The sequence below is a fragment of the Gottschalkia purinilytica genome, assembly GCF_001190785.1.
GTDB lineage: Bacteria > Bacillota > Clostridia > Tissierellales > Gottschalkiaceae > Gottschalkia_A > Gottschalkia_A purinilytica.
Genome location: NZ_LGSS01000001.1, coordinates 191,044 through 218,006, shown reverse-complemented (window position 1 = coordinate 218,006; position 26,963 = coordinate 191,044). Strand labels below are relative to the sequence as shown.

The 26,963-nt window shown below is 29.2% G+C and carries 29 protein-coding genes and 2 riboswitches; of the genes, 21 read left to right on the top strand and 8 right to left on the bottom strand.

Translation table 11 applies throughout. The features are described 5' to 3' along the window. Nucleotides 1–6: 6 nt before the first annotated feature. From CLPU_RS17780 to CLPU_RS01030, 9 genes are all read left to right on the top strand, one after another. Entirely contained in the window at nucleotides 7–630 is a 624-nt protein-coding gene (locus CLPU_RS17780) for a LysM peptidoglycan-binding domain-containing protein (RefSeq protein WP_050353784.1), read from the top strand. Continuing rightward, a complete protein-coding gene (locus CLPU_RS01065) occupies nucleotides 631–1,641 on the top strand; it encodes an XkdQ/YqbQ family protein (protein ID WP_050353783.1) in 1,011 nt (336 codons plus the stop codon). Then, nucleotides 1,631–1,897: a DUF2577 family protein gene (locus CLPU_RS01060; RefSeq protein ID WP_050353782.1), complete on the top strand. Its 267-nt coding sequence runs from the start codon at nucleotides 1,631–1,633 to the stop codon at nucleotides 1,895–1,897. Before CLPU_RS01065 ends, CLPU_RS01060 begins: the two co-directional genes overlap by 11 nt. Then, complete coding sequence (locus CLPU_RS01055; RefSeq protein WP_050353781.1) at nucleotides 1,894–2,316, top strand: DUF2634 domain-containing protein; 423 nt, start codon at nucleotides 1,894–1,896, stop codon at nucleotides 2,314–2,316. The genes CLPU_RS01060 and CLPU_RS01055 overlap by 4 nt, the downstream gene beginning before the upstream one ends. Beyond that, a complete protein-coding gene (locus CLPU_RS01050) occupies nucleotides 2,309–3,364 on the top strand; it encodes a baseplate J/gp47 family protein (RefSeq protein ID WP_050353780.1) in 1,056 nt (351 codons plus the stop codon). Before CLPU_RS01055 ends, CLPU_RS01050 begins: the two co-directional genes overlap by 8 nt. Then, nucleotides 3,364–3,954 carry a putative phage tail protein gene (locus CLPU_RS01045; RefSeq protein WP_050353779.1) on the top strand — a complete coding sequence of 197 codons (591 nt, stop codon included), beginning with the start codon at nucleotides 3,364–3,366 and terminating at the stop codon, nucleotides 3,952–3,954. The genes CLPU_RS01050 and CLPU_RS01045 overlap by 1 nt, the downstream gene beginning before the upstream one ends. Further along, the gene (locus tag CLPU_RS01040; RefSeq protein ID WP_050353778.1) at nucleotides 3,951–5,618 is read left to right on the top strand and encodes a hypothetical protein; all 1,668 of its coding nucleotides are present in this window, start codon (nucleotides 3,951–3,953) and stop codon (nucleotides 5,616–5,618) included. The genes CLPU_RS01045 and CLPU_RS01040 overlap by 4 nt, the downstream gene beginning before the upstream one ends. 12 nt (nucleotides 5,619–5,630) lie before the next feature. After that, nucleotides 5,631–5,834, top strand: coding sequence for a BhlA/UviB family holin-like peptide (locus CLPU_RS01035; protein ID WP_050353777.1), 204 nt, complete (start codon nucleotides 5,631–5,633; stop codon nucleotides 5,832–5,834). 94 nt (nucleotides 5,835–5,928) lie between these two features. Then, a complete protein-coding gene (locus CLPU_RS01030) occupies nucleotides 5,929–6,690 on the top strand; it encodes an N-acetylmuramoyl-L-alanine amidase (RefSeq protein WP_050353776.1) in 762 nt (253 codons plus the stop codon). A 161-nt stretch (nucleotides 6,691–6,851) separates the two neighbouring features. Here CLPU_RS01030 and CLPU_RS01025 read toward each other — a convergent pair whose 3' ends face one another. Next, nucleotides 6,852–7,757, bottom strand: a complete 906-nt coding sequence (locus CLPU_RS01025; protein ID WP_050353775.1) for an MBL fold metallo-hydrolase — start codon at nucleotides 7,755–7,757, stop codon at nucleotides 6,852–6,854. Nucleotides 7,758–8,052: 295 nt separating this feature from the next. Here CLPU_RS01025 and CLPU_RS01020 point away from each other — a divergent pair, with 295 nt between their 5' ends. Both CLPU_RS01020 and CLPU_RS01015 read left to right on the top strand, forming a co-directional pair. After that, nucleotides 8,053–8,922: an SDR family oxidoreductase gene (locus CLPU_RS01020; protein ID WP_050353774.1), complete on the top strand. Its 870-nt coding sequence runs from the start codon at nucleotides 8,053–8,055 to the stop codon at nucleotides 8,920–8,922. A gap of 168 nt (nucleotides 8,923–9,090) precedes the next feature. Then, the gene (locus tag CLPU_RS01015) at nucleotides 9,091–9,654 is read left to right on the top strand and encodes a DUF3862 domain-containing protein (RefSeq protein WP_050353773.1); all 564 of its coding nucleotides are present in this window, start codon (nucleotides 9,091–9,093) and stop codon (nucleotides 9,652–9,654) included. Nucleotides 9,655–9,689: 35 nt separating this feature from the next. On the opposite strand, the gene thiC is transcribed toward CLPU_RS01015, so the two are convergent. From thiC to thiS, 6 genes are read right to left on the bottom strand one after another with little or no spacing between them, the layout of a single operon-like run. Then, the gene (gene thiC / locus CLPU_RS01010; protein ID WP_050353772.1) at nucleotides 9,690–10,997 is read right to left on the bottom strand and encodes a phosphomethylpyrimidine synthase ThiC; all 1,308 of its coding nucleotides are present in this window, start codon (nucleotides 10,995–10,997) and stop codon (nucleotides 9,690–9,692) included. A gap of 22 nt (nucleotides 10,998–11,019) precedes the next feature. Beyond that, nucleotides 11,020–11,664: a thiamine phosphate synthase gene (gene thiE, locus CLPU_RS01005; protein ID WP_050353771.1), complete on the bottom strand. Its 645-nt coding sequence runs from the start codon at nucleotides 11,662–11,664 to the stop codon at nucleotides 11,020–11,022. Nucleotides 11,665–11,676: 12 nt separating this feature from the next. Then, complete coding sequence (gene thiF / locus CLPU_RS01000) at nucleotides 11,677–12,288, bottom strand: sulfur carrier protein ThiS adenylyltransferase ThiF (RefSeq protein WP_050353770.1); 612 nt, start codon at nucleotides 12,286–12,288, stop codon at nucleotides 11,677–11,679. 22 nt (nucleotides 12,289–12,310) lie between these two features. After that, complete coding sequence (gene thiH, locus CLPU_RS00995; RefSeq protein WP_050353769.1) at nucleotides 12,311–13,414, bottom strand: 2-iminoacetate synthase ThiH; 1,104 nt, start codon at nucleotides 13,412–13,414, stop codon at nucleotides 12,311–12,313. A gap of 34 nt (nucleotides 13,415–13,448) precedes the next feature. Beyond that, nucleotides 13,449–14,219: a thiazole synthase gene (locus CLPU_RS00990; protein WP_050353768.1), complete on the bottom strand. Its 771-nt coding sequence runs from the start codon at nucleotides 14,217–14,219 to the stop codon at nucleotides 13,449–13,451. A 3-nt stretch (nucleotides 14,220–14,222) separates the two neighbouring features. After that, nucleotides 14,223–14,423, bottom strand: coding sequence for a sulfur carrier protein ThiS (gene thiS / locus CLPU_RS00985; protein ID WP_050353767.1), 201 nt, complete (start codon nucleotides 14,421–14,423; stop codon nucleotides 14,223–14,225). A gap of 102 nt (nucleotides 14,424–14,525) precedes the next feature. Next, nucleotides 14,526–14,625: riboswitch (TPP riboswitch) on the bottom strand. 123 nt (nucleotides 14,626–14,748) lie between these two features. On the opposite strand from thiS, the gene CLPU_RS00980 reads away from it, so the two are divergent. The 7 genes from CLPU_RS00980 (at nucleotide 14,749) to CLPU_RS00945 (ending at nucleotide 22,095) form a co-directional block, all read left to right on the top strand. Next, nucleotides 14,749–14,934 (top strand): hypothetical protein, encoded by a 186-nt coding sequence (locus CLPU_RS00980; protein WP_050353766.1) that lies wholly within the window; start codon nucleotides 14,749–14,751, stop codon nucleotides 14,932–14,934. A gap of 521 nt (nucleotides 14,935–15,455) precedes the next feature. Continuing rightward, entirely contained in the window at nucleotides 15,456–16,190 is a 735-nt protein-coding gene (locus CLPU_RS00970; protein WP_050353764.1) for a flavodoxin family protein, read from the top strand. A 74-nt stretch (nucleotides 16,191–16,264) separates the two neighbouring features. After that, nucleotides 16,265–17,032 carry a M15 family metallopeptidase gene (locus CLPU_RS00965; RefSeq protein ID WP_050353763.1) on the top strand — a complete coding sequence of 256 codons (768 nt, stop codon included), beginning with the start codon at nucleotides 16,265–16,267 and terminating at the stop codon, nucleotides 17,030–17,032. Nucleotides 17,033–17,353: 321 nt separating this feature from the next. Then, a riboswitch (SAM riboswitch) is annotated at nucleotides 17,354–17,457 on the top strand. Nucleotides 17,458–17,527: 70 nt separating this feature from the next. Beyond that, nucleotides 17,528–18,805 (top strand): O-acetylhomoserine aminocarboxypropyltransferase/cysteine synthase family protein, encoded by a 1,278-nt coding sequence (locus tag CLPU_RS00960; protein WP_050353762.1) that lies wholly within the window; start codon nucleotides 17,528–17,530, stop codon nucleotides 18,803–18,805. A gap of 17 nt (nucleotides 18,806–18,822) precedes the next feature. Further along, the gene (locus tag CLPU_RS00955; protein WP_050353761.1) at nucleotides 18,823–20,010 is read left to right on the top strand and encodes a MalY/PatB family protein; all 1,188 of its coding nucleotides are present in this window, start codon (nucleotides 18,823–18,825) and stop codon (nucleotides 20,008–20,010) included. A 126-nt stretch (nucleotides 20,011–20,136) separates the two neighbouring features. Further along, nucleotides 20,137–21,318: a M20 metallopeptidase family protein gene (locus tag CLPU_RS00950; RefSeq protein ID WP_050353760.1), complete on the top strand. Its 1,182-nt coding sequence runs from the start codon at nucleotides 20,137–20,139 to the stop codon at nucleotides 21,316–21,318. Nucleotides 21,319–21,372: 54 nt separating this feature from the next. After that, nucleotides 21,373–22,095 (top strand): gamma-glutamyl-gamma-aminobutyrate hydrolase family protein, encoded by a 723-nt coding sequence (locus tag CLPU_RS00945; protein ID WP_050353759.1) that lies wholly within the window; start codon nucleotides 21,373–21,375, stop codon nucleotides 22,093–22,095. Between the two features lie 149 nt (nucleotides 22,096–22,244). On the opposite strand, the gene CLPU_RS00940 is transcribed toward CLPU_RS00945, so the two are convergent. Next, a complete protein-coding gene (locus CLPU_RS00940; RefSeq protein WP_050353758.1) occupies nucleotides 22,245–23,132 on the bottom strand; it encodes a fumarylacetoacetate hydrolase family protein in 888 nt (295 codons plus the stop codon). A 602-nt stretch (nucleotides 23,133–23,734) separates the two neighbouring features. Here CLPU_RS00940 and CLPU_RS00935 point away from each other — a divergent pair. The 3 genes from CLPU_RS00935 to CLPU_RS00925 all read left to right on the top strand — a co-directional run bounded on the left by CLPU_RS00935 (nucleotide 23,735) and on the right by CLPU_RS00925 (nucleotide 26,963). Further along, the gene (locus tag CLPU_RS00935; protein WP_097677519.1) at nucleotides 23,735–24,871 is read left to right on the top strand and encodes an ABC transporter substrate-binding protein; all 1,137 of its coding nucleotides are present in this window, start codon (nucleotides 23,735–23,737) and stop codon (nucleotides 24,869–24,871) included. Between the two features lie 220 nt (nucleotides 24,872–25,091). Next, nucleotides 25,092–25,970: a branched-chain amino acid ABC transporter permease gene (locus CLPU_RS00930; RefSeq protein WP_050353757.1), complete on the top strand. Its 879-nt coding sequence runs from the start codon at nucleotides 25,092–25,094 to the stop codon at nucleotides 25,968–25,970. Between the two features lie 9 nt (nucleotides 25,971–25,979). Then, nucleotides 25,980–26,963: a branched-chain amino acid ABC transporter permease gene (locus CLPU_RS00925; RefSeq protein WP_235436074.1), complete on the top strand. Its 984-nt coding sequence runs from the start codon at nucleotides 25,980–25,982 to the stop codon at nucleotides 26,961–26,963.

The window sequence follows — 26,963 nt, the reverse complement described above, 5'->3', positions numbered from 1 at the left end:
ATAGATATGCAATTTTGGATAACTTTTAATAATAATGAATATAAGTTACAACTCCCTATTCCTCCTTCTGAATTTGAAATAAGTGAAGGTCTAAATAATACAAGCGTTGATATTAGCGAAATAGGAGAAATAAGTTTAATAGGAAAGAAGAACTTATCAACTATAACAATATCTAGTTTCTGGCCTAATGAACATTATACCTTCTGTCAGTATGTGCCAGAGTATAAGCCTTATGAATTTATTGAAATGATAAAAATGTTTAAATCATCAGGAAAGCCTTGTAGATTAATTATAACTGATACAGATATAAATATACCAGTCACTATAGACAACTTTACTTATGGTGAAAGAGAAGCAACTGGAGACGTGTACTTTACATTAGAAATGAAAGAGTATAGATTTATTAAAATCAACACTCAAAAAATAGGGAATCAACTAAATAATTATGAAACAACTAAAAGACCTGCTGAAAAAGAAGTACCAAAAACTTATACTGTTAAAAAAGGAGATACTCTTTGGGCAATATCTAAAATGTTCTATGGGAATGGTAACAAGTGGAACGTAATAGCTCAAAAGAATAACATTAAAGATCCTAAAAAGTTAGCTATAGGGACAAGGTTGGTGATATAGTTGAGAATAATATATGGTAATAAGAATGAACAAAAAGACATTACAGAAATAGTAGAAAGAATTACTTGGTCAGGAGATATAGGTCAAGTATCTAGAATGTTAGAAATAACTATACCATCATCATCTGATCATTTTTTTCCTAAGATAAACTTTGGATTAGGAGTTATAGAAGTCTTACAAATGTTAGACGATAGTGGACAAGAAGTATTTTGGGGATATATTTTTAATCAAAGTAAGGATAGTCAAAGTAAAACTTTAGTAGCATATGACCCTTTAGTATATTTAACAAAATCTAAACTAGCTAAAAACTATAAGAATCTTACAGCAGAAGATATAACAAGATCAGTATGTAATCATCTAGGAGTAATTCCAGGTAATATAGTACCAACTAGAATAAATCAAAATCTTCTAGCACTACAACAAACAGGATATGAAACAATAATGATGGCTTATACTAATGCTTCAAAACAAAACGGTAAAAAATATATGCCTAGAATAAATAAAGGAAAGCTAGATGTCATAGAAAAAGGAACTATTGTTGCAAAGAAAGAGTTAGATAGTAGAGAAGATATCATGAGTTCTCAGTATTCAGAGTCAATAGAAAACATGATAAATCAAATTGTTATAACTGATGATAAAGGAAATGTTATAAACTACTCTAGTAATACTGAATGGATAAAAAATTATGGACTCTTGCAAGAAATATATCAAAAAGAAGACGAAAAGGATCCTAATATAGTAGCTAAAAATATGCTAAATGATATAGAAAGAGAAGCTAGTGTTGAGGTACTAGGATATATGGATTGTATAGCAGGGAATGCTGTTAAGATTAGAGATAGTTCAACTGGATTAGTTGGACTTTTTTATATTGATAATGATACACATACTTTTGAAAATGGGCAACACACCATGAGTCTAGGATTAAACTTTAAAAACATCATGGATGAAATGGAAGCACAGGAAGAAGAAAAAGAAGAAACTACGGAGGTGGATGACGAATATGAAGAATAACCCTTATTCTACAATGCTAGGCCTTATGAGAAAACATGGCACAATTGACAATCCACCTTCATTAACATTAGCAACAGTGAGCTCATCTACACCTTTAAAAATAAAAGTATCAGGAGTAGAAATAGATACTAGCAATATTTTAATAGGAGAACATGTAATAAAAGAAAAACCTTTAAATACAGGAGATACAGTTGCAATAGTTCCATCTAATGATAGACAGACTTTTATAGTATTAGCTAAGGTGGTGAGAGCATGAGTATTTTTCCTTTTATAGAACCACCAACAGATAGAATTATAAAAAATCAAGAACTACCACTATTTTGTGAGTATGCATGGGATTTTGAAAAAAATATACCTTTGCTTTTAGATGGAAAGCTAAAAAAATTAGAGGGTAATAAAGCTTTAGAAGTATGGATATATAAAGCATTGAAAACAGAAAGATATAGATATCTAGCATATAGCTGGGACTATGGACACGAACTAGAAAGTATAATAGGTAGTACATTTTCTAGAAAAGCAAAAGAAAGTGAAGTAAAAAGATATGTAGAAGAAGCACTTACTGTAAATCCATATATTAAAGAAATATCTGAATTTAGAGTAGAGTTTGATAAAGATAACTTGTACCTAGAATTTGTTGTAAAAACTGTATATGGGGAGGTGGATATCGTTGTTTGAGAATCAAACAGAAGAAGCCATAAAGCAGAGAATATTAGATCGTATAGACAATAGCATAAGTAAGATTGAAGGTACATTGACTTATGATGCAATAAGTCCTACTTCTATAGAACTTGCACAGACATATATAAATCTTGGCTATATTGCAAGTAAATTAGATGTAGATAGTCTAGAAGGAACAGAACTAGAACAAAGAGTGAAAGAACGAACAGGAATAGAAAGAAAGCCTGCAACGAAGGCAACTACAAATGTAGTTATACATGGAAATATAAGATCAGAAATAAAAAAGGGAGACATTGTAGGAAGTAGCTCTGTTAACTTTATTTCTCTTGAAAATAAAGCTATAGGAGAAGAAGGATACATGAATGTCAACGTTCAGTGTGAAAAGTCTGGAACAGTAGGGAATGTTCCGACTGGTGCTATAAACTTCTTCCCTATTTCTATACCTGGACTAAGCTCAGTAAATAATCCTGATCCTGTAACAAATGGTTATGATGCTGAAAGTGATAAAAGTCTATTAGAAAGATACTATGCAAAAGTTAGGACTCCAGCAACTAGTGGAAATAGACATCACTATGAAAACTGGGCTAAAGAAGTAATAGGAGTAGGAGATGCTAAAATCATACCACTTTGGAATGGAAATGGAACAGTAAAAATAGTTATAGTAAATCAGAACAAAATGGTAGCAGATGATGAACTTGTTCAAAAGGTATTTAGCTATATAGAAGATGTAAGACCTATAGGAGCTACAATAACAGTAACAAGTGCTACTCCACAAAATATAGATATTGATTCAATAGTAACATTAGCACCAGGATATCAAATGAATGATGTATTGAACAAATTTAAAGAAGAAGTTGAAAGTTACAGAAAAGATATGGCTTTTAAAGATAACTACATTAGTTATGCAGCTATAGGAAATATTCTTTTTAATATAAAAGGAGTATTAGATTATAAAGATTTAAAATTAAACAACAAAATGGAAAGTATTGTACTTGGAGAAGAAGAAGTTCCAATTATAAATTCTGTTAATCTGGCGGTGATGTAATGGTAGAATCACAGAAAATCAATGAATTTGTACCAGATCTAATGAAGTACACACATAAAGATTATCTAAACTCTAAGTATATGACTCAGTTGCAAAATGGTATAGCTAAAGAATTTGGAATAATTGCTTATTATATTGAAGATATATATAAGCAATTTTTTATTAATACTGCAACATGGGGACTAAGTGTCTATGAAAAAGAACTAGGATTACAAAGTAATCCGGGTTTGTCTTATGAGGAAAGAAGAGAAATAATTAAAGCTAAACTTAGAGGAGCAGGTACTGCAACAAAACAAATGATAAAAAATACAGCAGAAGCCTTTAGTGGTGGAGAAGTTGAAATAATAGAGCATGTTGATGGATATTATATTGAAATATATTTTGTAGGAACTATTGGAATACCGAAGAACATGAAAGCTTTTGAAAGCATGATAAATGAAATAATTCCTGCTCATTTAGGATATAGATTTAAGTTTAGATTTGCTACATGGGGAATGATAAAAGACGCAAACCTAACATGGAATGATCTAACTACAAAAACTTGGGAACAATTTAGAACAATAAATCCAAAAGGTGGTGAACAAATATGAAAGAAACTATTAACTTGAAACTGAAATTACCTGATCAATCTGACTATGTTAATATTCAAGATTTGAATGATAATGCTAATCTAATTGATAGAGAGATAAAAGAAGTTAGTTCTCAAATATTAGGACATATTACAGATTCAAAAGTTCATATTACACAATTAGAAAAAACTAAATTAGCAGAAGTAGAAAGTGGAGCCAATAGATATGTACATCCTGAGACACATGACGCAACAATGATAGTAGAAGATAATATGCACAGATTTGTTAGCGATACAGATATAGATAATTGGAATAAAAAAGCTGATAAAATAGATATAGGGAATAAAACAATGTTGAAAACAACAAATAAAACTAGCATAGTAGAAGCTATAAATGAACTTTTTACATCTGCCAATAATGGAAAATTGCTTTTAGAAACAGCTATTGTTGGCAAGAAAGGGAATGTTTCTAAAAAAGAACCTGTTCCTACATTTAATGAATTGAAAAGTGGAGTAGAAAGCATAAAATTAGGATATGAACTTAATGTACCTACCAAAGATAAAATAATAATAGAAGAAGGAGTTATACCATCGAGCAACTTAAATCATTCTTCTTTTGGTATAAAAACATTAGCTTATACTGGAGAAAATCCATTAGACAATCCATATAGTTTATTAGGTGTAAAACCAGGAGAATGTTATTATAAACTATATGAATCAGATAGACGTTATCATATAAGAGATATTAATACTGGAATAAAGATAGGTGAAGGTTATGTAGGTACAGGTGATTGGTATGAGAATAAATATACAATGGATAGTAATGGCAAAATTCATAATTTTAGATACAAAAGAGTTGAGGGAAGAACTAATTTTTATATGAATGATATTGAATATTCATATACTTCCTATTCTAGTAAATCTGATCTTAACTTTTTTTATGTTACAGATGATGGAAGATATGCTTGTTTTTCTTATTTAGTCTATGATAGTTATAATAGAAAATCATGGTCAAATGTATGCTATATCGATCTTATAAGTAAAACAAAACTATGGGAAAAAAGAATTGAAGATAGCAGTATGAGTTGTAATGTCACAAGTGTATATGCAAAGAATGGACAAGTATATTTGACAAAAAAAATAGGAAAGAGGGACGATTGGGGAGTTGTACTTGAAGGAGATAACTATTTAACGGTATTAAGAGCATCAACTTCTAATGAAGTTTTTACTTATATTATAGGTAACGACTACTATAAAAGAAATTATCGAATAATGTATGTAGATGATAATTATATATTTTTTGAAAGAGATGGAACATTTTATAAACATAAACTAGGAACATACTCTATAAGCCATTTGGCAACTTATTCAGATGTTCCACGTCGTATAGACAAACATGGTTATTTCTACTATCAAACAGATAAGCATACTATTACAAAAAAAAATGCTGATATGAATACAATAGCGACATATAAAATGAATAAGTATGAACAGCTAAAAGATTTTCAAGTGATCAGTAATTTTTATCCTGATCATAATGGTGGTTTAATTATAGAAGAAAAGGTAACAAACCATTCTACACTAGAAAGTAATTGGAAAATATCTGATGTAGTTCATTTATATCCTGAAATACGTTTGGTACACATCATTCCAGGAGATCCGACATATACGATTAAAAAAATTTAAACGGGGTGTAATATGGAGCAACAAATCATAAAAATTGCATTGAGTCAGGGAATATGGGCAGTGTTATTTGTTTTCATGCTATTTTATGTTCTTAAAGAAAATAGTAATAGAGAAAACAATTATCAGGAGATAATAAAAGAGCTTTCTGATAAATTTAACATAATTGAAGATGTAAAAGAAGATGTTAGGGAGATAAAGAAAAAGATTTTTCATTAACAATTTAATAGGCCTTACAAATACTTAAGAGCACTCGTATATAAACAAGAGGGCTCTTTTGTTTTTAAAAATAAAAAATTAGGAGGTTTTGCTTATGGCAAAAGTATTTTTAGATGCAGGACATGGGGGTAAAGACCCTGGAGCAGTAGGACAAGGATTACAAGAAAAGGACATAGCATTATCAGTAACATTAAAAATTGGACAAGTACTTAAAGATCATGGAGTAAGCGTATATTATGCTAGAACTACAGATGTATTTCTAGAACTTTCAGACAGGGCTAGAATGGCAAACAATCTGAATACTGATTTATTTATTTCAATTCATTGCAACGCCTTTAATGGAAGTGCTAAAGGAGTAGAGACATATAGTTATCCAGGAAGTACAACAGGAGCCAGATTAGCAAGTTCTATTCAGAATAGTATAATTGCTGATAAGGTATATACTTTAAACAGAGGAACTAAAACAGCTAATTTTGCAGTATTAAGAGAGACAAACATGAATGCAGCTTTAGTAGAAACAGCATTTATAGACAATGCTGAAGATGCTAACATACTAAGAAATAGACAAGATGACTTAGCAAAAGCAATATCAAAAGGAATTTTAAGCTATCTTGGAATACCTTATAAAGAAACACCAAGTAAACTATATAGAGTACAAGTAGGAGCATATAGTGTTAGAGCTAATGCAGACAATCTTGTAAATGAATTGAAAAGCAAAGGATATGATGCCTTCGTAGTTTTAATTAATGGTCTATATAAAGTACAAGTAGGAGCATATAGTGTTAAAGATAACGCAGATAGACTGGTAAATGAACTAAAAAGTAAAGGCTATGATGCATTTGTAGTATACTATTAATTTTTATTTAAGTTTTTTTAATATTTAAACTTATTTAAGTAGTCTTACTAATATATTTAAGTATTAGTAAGACTACTATATAAGTTATTACATAAAAGTTTTATCATATAGCAAATACATATTTAAAAATATAGTTAATATAAAAAGCAAAGGAAGAGATATTATAAAGTTTCTTCTATCTTTAATACCTTTAGATTATCATTAGGAAGTTTATTATCTTTCCAAGCTGTAAATAATCTGTCAATAGCATCTCTTGGAGTGTCATCAGCTAATCTATAGGAGTCATAGTGCATAGGGACAAAATATCTTGCATTTAAGTCTTTAAAAGCTCTTACAGAATCTTCGGGACTCATATGCTGATAACTCATGAACCATTCAGGTTCATAACATCCTATAGGAAGAAGTGCATATTCTATATCAAATTTATTCCCTATTTTACTAAACTCTTCAAAATATCCGGTATCACCTGAAAAGTAAATAGATTTATCGTTCTTAAGGTCACTGATAACCCATCCTCCCCATAGAGACTTATTAGTATCAAATATTCCTCTTTTAGACCAATGTTGAGCAGGTACGAATGTTATACTAACATCATTTAGCCTATCATTATTCCACCATTCAAATTCTTGTATATTATAAAGAGATTTTTTCTTAAATAAATCACCTAATCTTTTAGGAAGCATATAAGCAGGGTTACCATTTAGTCTTTTTAAAGTTTTAAAATTCAAGTGATCATAATGATTATGAGATATTAAAACTACATCAATTTGTGGTAAGTCTTCTGGAAATATAGTATTTTCAGTTAATCGTTTTTCAACTCCCATATATTTAGACCAAACTGGATCTGTAATAATATTTAGACCATTAATTTGAATTAAAAAAGTACAATGTCCAAACCATGTTATTTGACATTGTTTTTTTGGACTAATTATATGATCCAAAGATGAGTTTTCTATTACTGGTACTCTATATGACAAATCTTTTGATTTGAATAGTCTTTTCCATCTCCACTTTATGAAATTATTAGGGTTAGATGTTTTAATATTACTTTTTTTTTTACGTTGCATTAGAAAAAATCCTTTCATATTTTACTTATATTAATATAAAGTATTAACAAATATAAAGATTATTAAAATAAATTAATTGAAAAATTTATTTTAACTTTAAATGCTTAGTAGTTTAAAATCGATAATTTCAATATAAAAGTTTAGTTTAGTATAACAAGTTAATTTGATAATTTCTACAAATATACCACACTAAAAGTTAATTAATCTAGTTATTTATAATTTTCTCCTAAAGATTAGCATAATACAACTACAAAATTCAAATAATAAAAAAAGTATAAAAAATGGAGGTAGAATTATGAATAACGTTAATTTTCCTAAAAATATTCCTAGTCAACATCAAAGTGGTCATCCAGGACTTGAACATTTGATGGAGCCTAAACCGATATTTAAAAATGAATCATACAATAAGGTTACACAAAAATTAAAAGACAAAGTAGCTATAATAACTGGTGGAGATAGTGGAATAGGAAGAGCTATTTCTTGTGCATTTAGTGAACAAGGAGCTATTGTAAATATTATATACTACGATGAAAAAGAAGATGCAGAGGAAACTAAAAGAATAATAGAAAAAGATGGAGGACAATGTAATATATTTGAAAGTGACATTTCTAAAGAAGAATTTTGTGTTCAAATTATAGATAGAGTTATTAGTAAATATGGAAAGATAGATATATTAGTAAACAATGCAGCAGTTCAATATGAGAGACAAAGCTTAGAGGAGATCAGTTCAGAGGATTTTAAAAAGACATTTGAAGTAAACATCTTTGGACCTTTTTATATGACAAAGTTATCATTACCATATATGCAACCAGGTTCTTCAATTATAAATACAACATCTATAACAGCTTATAAAGGACATGAAACTTTAATAGATTATTCTTGTACTAAGGGAGCATTAACTACATTTACTCGTTCTTTAGCATTAACTCTAATTGATAAAGGAATAAGGGTGAATGCTGTAGCACCTGGTCCTATTTGGACTCCTTTGATTCCATCTTCTTTTGATGAGAAGAAAGTAGGTGTATTTGGAAGTGACACTCCAATGAAGAGACCTGGTCAGCCTGTTGAATTAGCAGGAGCTTATGTATTTTTAGCATCAGATGAAGCATCTTATATAACAGGTCAAACTATACATGTAAATGGTGGAGAAATAATTAATGGCTAGAGAAAATTTTTAGTCATAAAAATATAAATAAAGCGTATATATAGTAGGGTGAGCATTTTTATAGCTTATTTAATGAATAATGAATACACAAAATATTTATCTTGTAAAAATTAATTCTAGGCAGTATAATTTTTCTTGCAGTTAAATGACTTAAAGGGGGTATAACTTTTGAAAAAGATATTGAGTGTTGTTATTGTGCTTGTTTTTGCTGTAGTACTATATGGATGTAGTGAAGGGGCAAAAAAAATAGAAGAAAGTATTGAGAATGAAAATCAAATTAGAATGACTAATGCATTGTCTATAGAGAAACCATATGATGATATAAAAAAAGGGATGAGTTATGAAGAAGTTAGAGCTATTTTAGGAGATGGAATAGAAACTATATCCAACAGTGTAGCAGGAATGGAAGGACAAAGCTATGAATGGAAGATAGATGGTGAACTAATACTCATTAAGTTTATAGATAATAAGGTATATCTAATAACAAAGAGTGGATCTGATATAAGACATACAGGAAAAGAAATAACTATAAATATGTATAACAAAGTTAGAGAAGGTATGTCTTATAAAGAAGTAATTTCAATACTAGGAGAAGGGGAAAAACTTGCTTCAGGAAAAATTTCAGGAAAAGATACAGCCACTTATCATTGGGTTAATAAAGATGGATCAAATATGCATTTAATGATCGAGAATGGAAAAGTTAGTATGAAAGCTCAAGTTAATTTAAAATAGCACTTAACTTTAAAGTTAAGTGCTATTTTTATTGACTAGTCTCTTAATATGTTGATATCTTCTCCATTAAGAATCTTTTTCATATTTCTCATTGAACACATTTTACCACACATAGTACAAGAATCTTCATGCTCTGGCATAGATTCTTCTCTATATTTTTTAGCTTTTTCAGGGTCTATAGCTAATTCAAACATTTTATTCCAATCAAGATCAGCCCTAGCTTTACTCATTTCGTTATCCCAATCTCTAGCACCTTTTATACCTTTAGCTATATCAGCAGCATGAGCAGCTATTCTTGTAGCTATTATACCTTCTTTCATATCATCTAAATTAGGAAGTCTAAGGTGTTCTGCTGGAGTAACATAACATAAGAAATCAGCACCATTAGATGCTGCAATGGCACCACCAATAGCACTTGTAATGTGATCATAACCAGGAGCTATATCTGTTACAATAGGTCCTAATACATAGAATGGAGCACCATGACATAATCTTTTTTCGAGCATCATATTTCCTGCTATTTCATTTAACGCCATATGTCCAGGTCCTTCAATCATAACTTGTACATTTTTTTCCCAAGCTCTTTTAGTTAGTTCACCTAGAACTATTAGTTCTTCTATTTGAGAAGCATCTGTAGAATCATGTATACTTCCTGGTCTACAAGCATCTCCTAAACTAATTGTAACATCATATTTCTCGCATATATCTAATATATCATCATAGTATTCATAGAATGGATTTTCTTTACCATTAAGCTCCATCCATGCAAAGACTAAAGATCCACCACGAGAAACTATATGAGTAAGTCTCTTGTTTTTCTTGAATCTTTCAGCTGTAGATTTGTTAATTCCAGCATGGATAGTCATAAAGTCTACACCATCTTTAGCATGTTTTTCAATTACATCTAAAAATTCTTTCTCACTTATATCTTTTAATTCTTTATCATAAAATCCTACAGCATCATATATTGGAACAGTACCAATCATAGCAGTAGAAGTTTCTACGAGTTTACGTCTAAATTCTTCTGTTTTTCCATATGAGCTTAAATCCATTATAGCTTCAGCTTTTAGTTCTAAAGCTTTTTTTACTTTTTCCATTTCTGCATCAATATTATAGCAGTCTTTTGATATTCCTAAGTTTACATTAATTTTAGTTCTAAGACCTTCACCTATACCTTCAGGATTTAGATTCTTGTGATTTTTATTAGCAGGTATAGCTATTTTTCCTTCAGCAATTAAACTTCTAAGTACATTAACATCAATATTTTCTTTTTTGGATACTATCTTCATTTCATCTGTTATTAAGCCTTTTCTAGCAGCATCCATTTGAGTTGTATAATTCACTATATTTTCCCCCTAAATTAAATTAACTTTCAGTTATTATATTTTTAATATTTTTCACTTGTTCTTTTATATCATTTGCACCTACTATCTCACTTATCATTGCTACACAACTTGCACCATTGGATAATACTTCAATAATATTATGTTTCTTTATTCCTCCTATAGCTACAAAAGGAATACTGATATTTTGTGAAACAGAATTTAAATATTTAAGACCTACAGGAGCACAAGCATCTTTTTTGGTATTAGTTGAAAATATAGGACCAACTCCTATATAGTCAGCACCTCTTAATACTGCATTATGTGCTTCTTCTATACAGTGTGTAGACAGACCTATAATCATGTCATTACCAACTAGCTCTCTTACTTTTTCAATAGGCATATCTTCTTGTCCTATATGAACACCGTCAGCACCTACTGAAATAGCAATATCTATATTGTCATTTACTATAAACATAACATCAGCTTCTTTAGTAAGTTTCCTTATTTCTTTACATTCTTTATATTTATATAAAGCTTTTTTATCTTTTTCTCGATATTGAATTATTTTGACTCCTGCATCAATTAACTCCTTAACAACTTCTATGTTATTTCTCCCCTTAGAATGTTCCTCAGAAGTAATACAATATAGTTCTTTATTAAAAAAGTCTTTAACCTTATCTCTCATATAGACACTTCCTTAAAAATTTTTTATAATATAGTCAAGGACTATATTTGCTTGTTTCGCTGCAACTATATTTACTCTTGGAGAAATAGGAGGAGTAATATCAGATACTTCAGATACTAAGTCTCCAACAATAAAAAAGTTATCTTTTATGACATGTGTTTTTATATCATCACTTTTTCCCCAACCAGCAAGTCCAGATGCAGAAGCTAAAAGCTTATTAGAATTCATAAACTTTTCAGATATCATTTTTTTACAGCTAGCTTTGTCAAAGGCTTCTACAATAATATTACAGTTGGAAAATATTTTTTCTATGTTGTCAGATGTTAGAATTGTATCTAACACTGTTAAGTTTATATCTGGATTTATTAGATATAGATTTTCTTTAAGAGCATGAACTTTTAACATTCCTAATTGATGATAAAAATAAAATTGTCTATTTAAATTTGATGATTCTACAATATCAAAGTCTACAATTACAAAATTTTTAAATCCACTTCTAACTAGATTAAAATCACAATTAGATCCGAGACCACCAGCTCCAGCTATACCTATAGTAACAGATTGTATTTTATTGAAATTTTTCTTCCCCAATTGAGTTATTAAAGTTTTCTCTAATTCATTCATATTTTTCACCAGCCATAGTTGTTTAGATTATATCCCAGTTTTTAAGTATTGGTTGATAACCTAATGTTTTTATATCTTCCATCATTTTTTCTACGTTTCTAGTGTCGCATATATTAAATTGATTGGTTTGATTCTGTTTATTGGTGTGACCTCCAACAGAGGTGTTAGAATCTGTAGACATTTTTGTAACACCTAATGGAAGTATATTATTCCTAAAGTTTTCGCTTTCACGTGTAGAAATAGTAACTCCACATCTAGGTAAAAAAAGTCTTAAAGCAACTATAAACTGTACTATATTTTTATCACTAACTATGTGATAAGGAGAAAAATCTCCAACATGTGGTCTTATTCTAGGTGTAGATATACTTACTTCTACATGAGGATATTTATTTTGAAGATAGTTAGCATGAAGTCCAGTAAAAAATGCTTCTTTTCTCCAATAATCTAATCCTAAAAGAGCACCTATATTTACAGAGTTTATATAAGATTTACACGCTCTTTCAGGAGCATCTAATCTATATCTATAGTCTTTTTTAGGACCTTTCAAATGAACTTTATCATAAATGTACTCATTATATGTTTCTTGATATATAGTTAATGAATCTACACCTGATTTTATTAGTTTTGAATATTCATCTTCATTTAAAGGAAATATTTCAATACTAATAGAGTTGAAATATTTCTTTAAGATATTGACACAACTATTAATATACTCTACAGAAGATATATCTTTTGCATCTCCAGTAAGTATTAATATATGCTTTATACCTTTAGAAGAAATGTATTTTGCTTCAGCTTCTACTTCTTCCAAAGACATTTGTTTTCTTTTAATATCATTTTTAGTATTAAATCCACAATATAGGCATTGATTTGTGCAGTAGTTAGCTAGATACATTGGTGTATATAAAAGTATTGTTTTACCAAAATGTTGGATAGTTAGACTATTAGCCTTAAGAGCTATAGGTTCAAGAAAATTTTCTGCTTTTGGAGAAAGCAGCATTAAAAAGTCTATTTCGTTTAATATATCTTTTTGAAGTATTAATTCTATATCTTTATCAGATATATTATTATAAAAACTATCTATGTCAAAATCTTTATATCTAGAGTAAATATCGTAGAAACTCATTATCATACCTTCTTTTTGATGTTAAATTATAAGTTTATTTGTTTAGAAAGCCTGTGAGTGGAGAAGAGGCATTTGCAGTATAACTCTTATTTCCAAGACCAGCTAAGTAAGCTTTTCTTCCTGCCTCAACTGCTTTACCAAATGCTTCTGCCATTAAAATAGGATTCTTAGATGTAGCAATAGCTGTATTTAAAAGACAAGCTGAAGCACCCATTTCCATAGCTTCACATGCATCAGATGGTTTACCAATGCCAGCATCAACTATTATTGGTAAAGGAATTTCTTCAATTAAAATTTTTATCAGTTCTCTTGTCTTAATACCTCTATTTGATCCTATAGGTGATCCAAGAGGCATAACAGCAGATGCTCCTGCATTTACAAGAGATCGAGCTACCATTAAGTCTGGACTTACATATGGAAGTACAATAAATCCTTCGGAAGCAAGTATTTCAGTAGCCTTAATAGTTTCATAACCATCTGGAAGAAGATATTTATTATCAGATATAATCTCAATCTTGATCCAATTTCCACATCCTGATGCTTTAGCAAGTCTAGCTATCCTAATAGCTTCATCTGCATTTCTTGCACCAGATGTATTTGGAAGTAATTTGGTATCTTTCGGTATATAGTTTAAAATATTATTTTCTTTAGAACTTAGATCAATTCTTCTAAGAGCAACTGTAACAACTTCACACTTGGACTTTTCTAGTATTTTGGGTATCAAAGAATCAGATGAATACTTTCCTGTACCTATGAACAATCTACTTTTAAGTTCTGTATCTCCAATTATTAGCTCATCATTCATACGTTAACCTCCTCCTACAAAGCTTAAGACTTCTAAATTATCATTTTCTTTTAATATGGTATCTTGCCATTCTTCTCTTTCTAAAATAGTGTAATTGTATTCTATAACAACATTATTTGGATTTAAGTTATTAGAAGTTAATAAGTCTAAAATGCTTATATCATCCTTTACAGACTTATTTTTTCCATTTATCTTTATATGCATTTGGTCACCTCCTTTAATCCAATAAAAAAAGCCTACCTAAAATAGGTAAGCTTTTTATTTCAATAAAAATACAATTAAAAAATAATTAAATATTTTTATACGAAAATTATGTATAAGCTTCCCTACGATGGTACTAACCACATCAGGTTCAAAGAGTCAGGTTTGAAACCTTCTCAGCCAAATGGCTCCCCTAGCTTTCTTTTTATTAAATTAACTCAATTATAATGTAATATAAAAAATTTGTAAAGGTAAATAGAATTTTAGTATGAAAACATAAATGATTATTATAATAATATTATAGAAATTTTAAAGTGAGTTGATTAATTTGAATTTAATAAAAGAATGGGAAAATAGATTAAATAGAGTTACAAAGGAAATAGAAGAGTACAAAAATATCCTAGAGAACGAAAATTTGACACATGAAATGAAAATTTTTTGTTATGAAAAAATTGAAAAAAACACAAAATATAAATTATTAATAGAAGAAACTTTGAAAAAATTAAAGACTTAATTGAATGCCAAGATATATTAAATTTGTTTATATAAGCTATTAACAAAGGGATAAATTTAACATATAATGATTATGTAAATAAAAACAAATTATAAAATATTGGTATTATAATTACGCATGAAAAAGTTATACAGTATAAGTGCTACTGTTATAGTAAAGAGGGGGATCATATGGGATTTTTTATTATATCCTTTTTTATAATACTAAATATAGGTGTAATATATGATTATAAAAGAGATAGGAAGCTGTATAGCATTGCAGGACAATTATATATTGTCAGTTTATTAGTTTTAAATACATTTATCTTTCCAAATATAAATAGTTTTTTAAATGATCTAATTATGGGAGGAATGTTTGTAAGCGTACTTATTATCATATATTTACAAATAAAGGATAGGTTTAAATTAATTTAGTTATTTAGATTTAGTTATTTATAAGTTCTGATTTCTTTAAGAAATCAGGACTTTTTTAATGTAAATTATTATATATAGTTATAAGGGTGTAAAGTTGGAGGAGCTTATATGAAAAAAGTTTTAATTATAAATAGCAGTTTCAGAAAGAAAAATACATATAAAGTTTTAAAAAGTATTGAAGATATCTTCAAAGGTAAAGATATAGAAGTTGAATATTTACACTTACATGAATATGACATAAAAGATTGCTATGGATGTGAAGTTTGTATTCTAAAAGGAATGTGTAGTATAAATGACGATATGATAAAAATTATAGAAAAGATAGAGAACTGTGATGGAATTATAATATCAACTCCTGTATATATGAATAACTTAAGTGGAAAACTGAAAACCTTCTTTGACAGAACATGTGAGTGGTTTCATAGACCTAGAATACCAGGAAAACCTGTCTTACTAGTTGCTACTACAGCATCCTCAGGACTTTCTAGTACATTTAAAGTGATGAATAGTATAATGCTTCAATGGGGAACAAATGTAACAGGTACAATAGGTAGAAAAATATCAAGAATAAATCAAAAAGTAGATTATAAAGAAGTTGAAAAGTTTATACATACATTGAAAGGAGAAATAGGAGATTATAGACCTTCCTTAAATCAACTTATAACTTTTCAAGTACAAAAAATATTAGCCGAGAATGTATTTCCTTTAGATAAGGAATACTGGGAAAATCAAGGATGGATAAACAATATATATTTTTATAGCAGTAAAATAAACTTTTTTAAGAAAATTATTTCTAGATTGTTTTATAAGATTTTGAAAAGAAATGTTAAGCCTTGTGTTTAAATTATGTGTTTAATATTAATTATTAAACTCTTATAAAGATAATATAATGTGTGATAAATAGGGTGATTTTAATAATGAAAAATAAGTTTATAAAAATCATTGTATTAGCTTTAATAATTTTAGCTGCTTATGAAGTTAGTGTTGTATTAAAAGGAAATGTAGGTATAAAGAAAAATCATGAAGGTAAAGAACTTTATCGAAAAGATAAGTATGAAGTAGAAAAAAGGTTAAAAGTTAAGGAGCGTAAGGTGAATAAATCCATAGATGAAGAATTCACATATCAATCTATACCTGAAGAAATAAAAAAGAAAATGATAGGATTATCATGGCATGAAAATAATAATATAAGTTTAGATGATCTTAGTTATATAAAAGTCTTACATTGGGGATTTGATAACAAGATACATAAAGGAGAATTAGTAGTACACAATAAAGTTTCCAAGGAAATAGTAGATATTTTTAAAGAACTGTACTATGTAAAATATCCAATAGATAAGATAAAAATAATAGACGAATATGAAGCTAATGATAAATTGTCCATGGAAGATAATAATACTTCTGCATTTTGTTATAGAAATATAGCAAGTGGTAGTAACAATATTTCAAAACATGCCTATGGAGTAGCAATAGATATAAATCCAGTACAAAATCCCTATATAAACAAAGATAAGATACTTCCTATTAGTAGTAAAGATTATATAGATAGAAGTAATGTAAGAAAAGGAATGATAGTAAAAGATGATGCATTATACTTAGCTTTTAAGAAAAGAGGATGGATATGGGGAGGAGAGTGGAAATATATTAAGGATTATCAGCATTTTGAAAAGAATATAGATTATTAATAGTTTAAGGTTATTAATATCTCTTTAATACATATATAATAAAAATTTATAAATTGAAAAATCGTAAAGTTAATATATAAATATTTTAGATATAGATGTTTCCATTAAAGAGAATGAGTTATATTTAAATTGAGATATGATATTATTGATATCATTAGATATAGTATAGAGGATGAAACTATAGACAATATAAAAAAGATAACATAGAATTCCGATAGAAATTTAAAAAATTTAATATAATAAGTTGACATCAAAGTATATTAGTTGCTATAATTTATTTAAGTTTTTAACAATTTGACTATTTACAAAACAATTATATATCTCTTATCGAGAGTGGCTGAGGGACTGGACCTATGAAGCCCGGCAACCCAAGATATTTTTCTTGAAGGTGCTACATCCAGCAGGTATATCCTGGCAGATAAGAAAGAAGAACAATCTTCCTACTTTATCTGAGGAAGATTTTTTTATTACATAAAAATTAGGGGAGGTTTAAATATGGGAAGTAGTTTAAAATTTGAGACTATTCAAGTTCATGGGGGACAAAATGTTGACAGCGAGACAAAGTCTAGAGCTGTACCTATATATCAAACAGCAGCATATTTATTCGAAGATACACAGGAAGCAGCAGATTTATTTGCTTTGAAAAAAGCGGGGCTTATATATTCTAGAACTAGAAATCCAACTATAGAAACTTTTGGAAGAAGGGTAACTGAACTAGAAGGTGGAGTAGGATCATTAGTGACTTCTTCTGGGATGGCTGCAATTACTTATTCTATACTTAGTTTAGCTAAAGATGGTGACGAAATAGTTGCTGCATCTACACTTTATGGAGGTACTTACACACTTTTTACACATACTCTAAAGAACTTAGGAGTTAATGTTAAACTTGTAAATCCAGATAACTTTGAAGAAATAGAAAATAGTATTAATGATAAGACAAAAGCAGTATTTATAGAGACTATAGGAAATCCTGAAATAAATGTTGTAGATATAGAAAAAGTGGCTGAAATCGCACATAAAAATGATATACCATTAATAGTAGACAATACTTTTGCTACACCATACCTGTGTAAACCGATAGAATTTGGTGCAGATATAGTTGTTCATTCAGCTACAAAATTTATAGGTGGTCATGGTACAGCTATAGGAGGAATAGTAATAGATTCAGGAAAATTCAATTGGGATAATGGTAAATTTCCAGGTATGGTAGAACCAGATCCTAGATTTAAGGGAATATCATTCTATAATGAATTTGGTGAGTCAGCTTATATAACAAGATTAAGAAACACACTTTTAAGTGATATAGGAGCATGTTTATCTCCATTCAACGCCTTTTTATTATTACAAGGGTTAGAAACATTATCTCTTAGAATGGAGAAACATGTAGACAATGCTAAAAAAGTAGCTGAATATTTGGAAAATCACCCTAAAGTAGAATGGGTTAAATATCCAGGTCTTAAATCAAGTAAATATAACACTTTAGCTAAAAAATATCTTCCTAAAGGAGCAGGATCAATATTTACATTTGGAGTAAAAGGTGGATATGAATCAGGGAAGAAATTGATTGAGTCAGTTAAGATTTTTTCACATTTAGCAAATGTAGGTGATGCTAAGTCACTTATTATACATCCAGCGTCTACTACGCATCAGCAACTTACTGAATCAGAACAACTTACGGCAGGAGTTAATCCTGAGCTTATAAGGGTATCAATAGGTATAGAATATGTAGATGATCTTATAAATGACTTAGAAAATGCTTTGAAAGAGATATAAATAAGGAGGTAAATATAATGAGTAAATATAATTTTGATGAAATAATAGATAGAAAGGGAACTTATTCATCCAAGTGGGATGGACTTGACAGATATTTTGGAACGAAAGAGGTTCTTCCATTATGGGTGGCTGATACAGATTTTGCACCACCTAGGGAGGTTGTAGATGCTCTTAATAATAGAGTGCAACATAATATATATGGTTATCCAATAATAGAACCAGAACACTATGAGCCTATAATAAAGTGGTCAAAAAAGAGATATGGGTATGATCTAGATGTAAACTGGATAATTAATACTCCTGGAGTAGTAACTGGACTATGTGCAGCTATTCAAGCTCTTACTAAAGAAGGAGATGAAATAATAATACAAAGTCCTGTTTATCCTCCATTCTTCAGTTCAGTTACAAATAACAATAGAAAATTAGTTGAAAATGAACTAATAAATAATAATGAAATATATGAAATAGATTTTGATGATCTAGAGAAAAAAGCATCATCTGGAAATGCTAAAATGTTAGTACTATGTAATCCTCAAAATCCAGTAGGTAGAGTTTGGAATAGAGAAGAATTACAAAGAGTAATAGATATATGTATTAAAAATAATATAATTATATTTTCTGACGAAATTCATGGAGATATTATATATAAAAATAAAAAATTTAACTCATTACTTTCATTCTCCAAGGAATATTATGATAATATTATAGTAGCTACAGCTCCAAGTAAGACATTTAATGTTCCAGGACTATTTTTCTCGTATGTAATAGTTCCAAATCAAGAGTTTAAAAATGATATTTCTAGAATTTTAACTAATCTTAGTATAAGCCCTGGGAATGTGTTTAATATACCAGCTTCAGTAGCAGCTTATGAATATGGTGAGGAGTGGCTAGAAGAATTATTAATATATCTAGAAGATAACGTTGATTATCTTATAGACTTTGTAAAAGAAAGACTACCACAGGTAAAGGTAGTTAAGCCAGAAGGAACATATTTAGCTTGGCTCGACTTTAGTGAATTATTTGAAAGTCAAGAAGAACTAAGAAACTTCTTAATTAATGAAGCAAAAGTAGGATTAAATGATGGGACAACTTTTGGTAATAAAGGTAATGGATTTGCAAGACTAAATTTCGGATGTCCTAGAAGTGTATTAAAAGAAGGACTAGAAAGAATAGAAAAAGCTCTAGTAAATCGCAATAACAAATAAGTATTTAATTTTGAAAGTTATCCCTATAGCATATTTTGTTGTTAATTATATAAAAAATATTTAGAGCAAACAGTTGATATTACTAATATGATAATATATTAATGAATATGATATAGGGGGTAGAAAATGAATGACAGTATTTATGATAAGATATCGAAATTAGCTAATAAATATAAACGAGAAGTGATTGAAATAAGAAGAAGTATACACATGTACCCTGAATTAGCATTTGAAGAGATAAGAACTTCTCAAATAGTTGCTAATAAGTTAAAGGAGATTGGGATAGAGGTAACAACTAAAATAGCAGAAACAGGCGTTGTAGGGATTTTGAGAGGAAAATATAAAGGAAAAACAGTTGCACTTAGGGCTGATATGGATGCGTTACCTATCCAAGAAGATAATGAACTAGACTTTAAGTCTATAAACGATGGAGTTATGCATGCTTGTGGTCATGATTGTCATACAGCTAATCTGCTTGGGGTAGCTATGATACTTTCAGAGCTTAGAGAAGAAATAAGAGGGAATGTAAAATTTATCTTTCAACCAGGAGAAGAAACTGGTGGTGGAGGTAATCGTCTTATAAAAGCAGGAGTTCTGGAAAATCCCAAAGTAGATGCTATATTTGCTATTCATATAGGACCAGGTGATTTAGGAAGAATAGACATAGGCCATGGTTCTATAAGTGCTAACTCAGATGGGTTTATGTTAAAAATAAAAGGAAAAAAGGCCCATACATCTACTCCACAACAAGGTACAGATGCGATAGTAATATCGGCCCACATTATAACAGCTCTACAAACAATCTTAACTAGACAACTTAGTCCTTTTGAGCCAGCTACATTTACTATCGGTAAAATTAAAGGTGGAGTCGCACATAATATAATACCTGATTTAGTGCAAATAAGAGGTATGATAAGATGTATATCTCAGGATGCTAGAAAAACTATAAAAGATAAAATTAAAGACATATCAAAATCTATAGCTGAAAGTATGGGTGGAGATTGTGAGGTTAAATTTAAAGCTGGATATCCATCAGTAATAAATAATAAGAAAATGTTTGAATTAGTAAAAAAAGTAGGTACAGATTTATATGGTAAGGAAAGAGTTTTTATAAATAATGAACCTATGCTTATTTCTGAAGATTTTGGATTCTATTCTCATCTAATACCAGCATGCTTATTTTTCATAAGTTCAGGAGAATCTTGTCCACTGCATACTTCGAAATTTATAGTTGATGAAGATGTATTCGATACTACTTTAACTATGTTATCATCAATAGCTGTAAGATACTTACATGAAAATAGCTGATATAAATAAAAGCTATCTATAGAATATGGATTTGACATTTGTGAGGTGGGATTTATGAAAAAACCATTAATCGGTGTAGCAGGAAGTACTTTTAATACAATTAATAAGTTGAATGAATCAGTAGAAAAAATATTTGTGAATACAGATTATATTAGATGTGTAGAAGAAGCAGGAGGAACACCAATAATACTTCCGTTAGTATATGATAATGAAATGATAAAAAAACAAGTAAGTATTTGTGACGGAATTTTAATGTGTGGAGGACTCGATGCTAATCCAATGTACTATAATGAAGAGCCACATCAAAAATTAGGATGGGTTAATACTACTTTAGATGAATATCAAATCCAAGTGATTAAAGCTACTTTAGATATTGATAAACCTTTATTAGCTATATGTAGAGGTCACCAGCTATTGAATGTAGCTTGTGGAGGAAGTTTATATCAAGACTTGTGTCAAGTTCCAAGAGAGACATTAAAGCATAAACAAGATGCTAGAAGACATGAATACTGTCATGAAGTTAACATATCTCAAAATAGTAAATTAGGAAAAATACTTGGAGAAAATGCATTTGTGAATAGTTTTCATCATCAAGCTATAAAAGATCTAGGAGAAAATTTAAGTATTACAGCAGTGGCTAATGATGGTATAGCTGAAGCTATAGAGATGAAAGAGAGAAAGTTTGTACTAGGAGTTCAATGGCATCCAGAATGTATGGCTTTATACTATAACAATATGATGAATATATTTAAAGAATTTATACAAAATTGTAATTGACTTATAATGTAATAAAATAAAAGGAATGTAGTATATACTACATTCCTTTTATTTTATAGCTTGATTAATAATTAAATAGAGAAATAAAGAAACATGGAGTTTATAAATATTTTATGTGTTTTAGTAAATTAAATAGCTTATTTTACATACTATTTAGCAAAATTAGTTAAAGTTCCTATCTTTTCTATGGTACATTCTATCTTATCTCCAGATTTTAAAAATTTAGGTGGATCAAATCCTACACCTGTTCCTTCTGGTGTGCCTGTCATTATAATGTCACCAGCTTTTAATGTAAATCCTTGAGATAGAGTGCTTATTATATGAGAAATGTCAAACAACATATTCTTTGTATTTGAATTTTGCCTTAATTCTCCATTTACCTTAGAAGATATGTTTAATTCTACTGGAATTGGTATTAGGTCTTTGTAAACTATATAAGGGCCTATTGAACAAAAAGTATCTAGATTTTTTCCTTTAAACCATTGTACGTGTTTAGCTTGTAAATCCCTAGAGCTTATATCGTTAGCAATTGTATATCCAAATATATAATTTTCAACTTCTTCTCTTTTTATATTAGATCCATCTTTTCCTATTACTACAGCCAACTCTGCTTCATAGTCTACCTTTTCTGTTACTGAACTATGAATATTTATAAAATCACCATCGCCAATAGCTGGATCTGCTATTTTAGAAAAGAATATAGGTTGTTCTCCTATATTGCCACCAAGTACACCTATTTCTTTTATGTGCTTTACATAGTTTTTTCCTACACCAAATACTCTATTTGGATAAGAAATTGGTGGACATAGTTTAATATTATCTAATGAAATTGAATCAAACCTGTGTAATTCAATACATTTTTTTATATCATTTATCAAAGTATTATCACTTGAATCTAAAATTAAGCTATGTAAAGAATCTGGGATTGTTTTGTTTAACTTTTTGAAAACTTCATCAATTATAATTACTCCAGTCTTAGAGCTATTTAATATTCCTATTTTTTCTTCGTTATTAAATCTAAATGTTAAGAAATACATTTAAGAAATTCTCCTCTCAATTTACAATTGAATTTTTTATAATTGTTTTTTATATATGAATAAACTTAAGTTAATAAATTTGCATGTAGAATAAAAATTAATGGATATTACATAAGTAAATATTAACATAAACATATAAAGTATAGAATCTAAATTAAAATCTACTTTTTATTATTTACTTATGATGCTATCATTATTATGTAAAATTTTAAATTTATTGAAATACAAATAAATAAAGACTCATGTTCTTATTAAAATACATCATTTGACTTGGTATAAATATACTGGTATTCTATTCTATGATATGTTTGGTAAAAACAAACAACTAGTAATTACGAAAAACTAATTAAAATATCAGCAATAAAAGATAAGAAAATGTCAAAAGATGATCAATTAATAAATAAAAGGTCGTTTTATGACTAAAATACTAATGAATTTTCATATTTGTATAAAATCTATAATTGATTTTTTTGTGAGAAATTTATATAATAAACTGAACTGTTTAAAAAGTCGCAAAATTTAGAATGTTAAATTAAGTGGCAATACTTAATCTTTTTAAATATCTAACTTAGATAAATATATCAATTGAAAGGGGTTTCAAAATGATTAAGATGAAAAAGGTCCTAGCGCTAGGAATGAGCTTAGTATTAGCAGGTGGGATGTTAGCAGGATGTGGAAAGAAAAAAGCGGATTCAAATACTATTAAAATTGGAGGAATAGCACCATTAACAGGAAAAGTATCTGTATATGGAAAAGCTACTGAAGAAGGCTATAAGCTAGCTATTAAGCAGTATAATGAAAAAGGTGGAGTACTAGGAAAGAAAATAGAACTAAAGGTATATGATGATAAGGGAGATAATAATGAAGCTATCAATGCTTACAATAAATTAGTAAACAATGATGGAGTAGATGGAATAATAGGAGCTGTAATTAGCTCAAATGCTTTAGCTATAGCACCTAAAGCTGCTAAAGATGGAATTCCGATGATAACTCCAACAGGTACTGCAGGAGAGATTACGGAAGCTGGTAATAATATTTTCCGTTCATGTTTTACAGATCCTTACCAAGGAGGTAAAATAGCGAAATATGCTACTGAAGATTTGAAAGCTAAAACAGCTGCTATAATGTATGATCCAGGAAATGATTATGGTGTTGGACTAGCTAAGGCGTTCAAAGAAACATTTGAAAAATCAGGTGGAAAGGTAGTAGCAGATGAAGGATACACAGCTAACGATAAGGATTATAAATCAATATTAACTAAGGTTAAAGGTAAAAATGCAGATGTTTTATTTGTACCAGATTATTATAATACTGTAGCTCTAATAGGGAAACAAGCAAAAGAAGTAGGAATTCAATCTACACTTTTAGGTGGAGATGGATGGGATGGAGTAGTTGGTATCGATAAAGAATCCGTTGAAGGTGGATACTTCTCAAATCATTATGCTGTTAATGACCCAAATCCTGTAGTTAAAGATTTTGTAGAAGCTTATAAAAAAGAATATAATGGCAAATTGCCAAATGCATTTGCTGCTTTAGGTTATGATGCTGGAGTTACTTTATTGGAAGCTATTAAAAAAGCAGGAACTACAGATAGCAAAAAAGTAGTAGAGGCATTAAAAAATACAGATTTAGAGCTAGTTTCAGGAAAAACTAAATTTGATGAAAATAGAAATCCAATTAAGCCAGTTTCTGTTATAAAAGTGGTTAATGGACAATATGAATTAGCCGGTAAAAAGTAATATAAATATTTAGATTAACTATAATCAGATATAATAAATAACAAGCTATAAAGTCTCTATTATCTAAACATAAACTAAGATAGGAAATTGTAGTTTTAGATGAAAAACTATAGTTTCCTATTATGTGTTTATAGATATTGGAATGTAGAAATAGAATAACGTCAAAAAAATGGAAGAATAAATAGTATAAAAACATTTATATATAGAAAGAAGGGATATAATGTTTGAGGATTTAGGACAACAGCTTATCAATGGACTTCATGTTGGAAGTATATATGCATTGATAGCTTTAGGATATACAATGGTATACGGAATCATAAAATTAATAAACTTTGCACATGGAGATATCTTAATGATAGGAGCATTTTTAGCCTATTTTTTAGTAAGAGCAGGTGTGCCAATTCCTTTGGTTATAATTATAAGTACAGTACTTTGTGCATTAATTGGTGTTGCAATAGAAAGATTTGCTTATAAACCTTTAAGATCAGCACCTCGTATATCTGCACTTATTACTGCAATTGCAGTTAGTTTATTTATTGAAAACTTATTCATGATTTTATTTAAGCCAGATCCAAGACCATTTCCAACAGTATTAAAATTAAAGGCAATAAGTATAGGAAGCTTGAAGATCAACGGCATAACTATTTTAACTATTGTACTTTCAGCTATATTGATGATATTATTAGAATTCTTTATAAACAAAACAAAAACAGGTAAAGCGATGAGAGCTGTTTCACAAGACAAACAAGCAGCTTTGTTAATGGGAATTAATATTAATAGAACTATATCAGCAACTTTCGCTATAGGATCTGCACTTGGAGCTGTAGGAGGAATTCTTTTTAGTATGTCATATCCAATTATAGAACCATATATGGGCATGATGCCAGGACTTAAAGCCTTCGTAGCAGCTGTATTAGGAGGTATAGGAATAATACCTGGAGCTATGTTAGGTGGCGTTATGATGGGAGTGGCTGAGAGTCTTACTAAGTCATATATATCTAGTCAACTTTCAGATGCGGTTGTATTCGGAATATTAATATTAGTGCTTTTAATAAAACCAGCAGGAATACTTGGTAAAAACACTCGTGAGAAAGTGTAGGTGAATATTGTGAATCAGAAATTAAAACATTATGGAATAAATTTTGGAATTATATTAATATTGTATTTTATATTATTTGGGGCTATAAACTCAGGTGTCATTAATGGATACCATGAAGGAATCATTATTATGGCAGGTATAAACATAATACTTGCAGTTAGTCTTAACTTAACTACTGGATTTCTTGGAGAATTGACATTGGGACATGCGGGATTTATGGCGATTGGAGCATATACTGCAGCTTTAGCTAGTATGAATATGGAACTTCCTAGTGTTATGCAGCTTATAGTATCTATTATAATAGGTGGATTAGTAGCAGCTATATTTGGATTTTTAATAGGGATGCCTGCTTTAAGATTAAGGGGAGATTACTTAGGAATCATAACTTTAGGATTTGGAGAGATGATTCGTGTTATTATAACTAACCTTGAGATTACAGGAGGGGCAGTTGGATTAAAAGGAATAGCTCTATTATCTGACTTTACTAATGTATATTGGGTAACTATACTAACAATCGTAATTATATTTATGTTTATTAATTCTCGTCATGGTAGAAGTGTTATTGCCATAAGGGAAAATGAAATAGCAGCAGAAGCAGTTGGAGTTCCAACAGCATTTTATAAAATATTCACATTTGCTATGTCTGCGTTCTTTGCAGGAATAGCAGGAGGACTTTTTGCTCACTATCAAACTGTATTAGATCCAAAGAAATTTGACTTCATGTTTTCAATTGAAATGTTAGTTATGGTTGTTTTAGGTGGAATGGGAAGTATAACAGGAGCTATAGTGTCAGCAATATTCCTTACACTATTACCAGAACTTTTAAGAGACTTTTCAGATTATAGACTATTAATATATGCTATTTTGTTAATCATTACAATGCTGTTTAAACCTTCTGGCTTATTTGGGACTAAAGAGTTTTCTATACATCAATTAATTAAAGGAAGAAAACAAAGTGCTAAAGGGAAAATAGAAGCTGGAGGGAGTGAATAA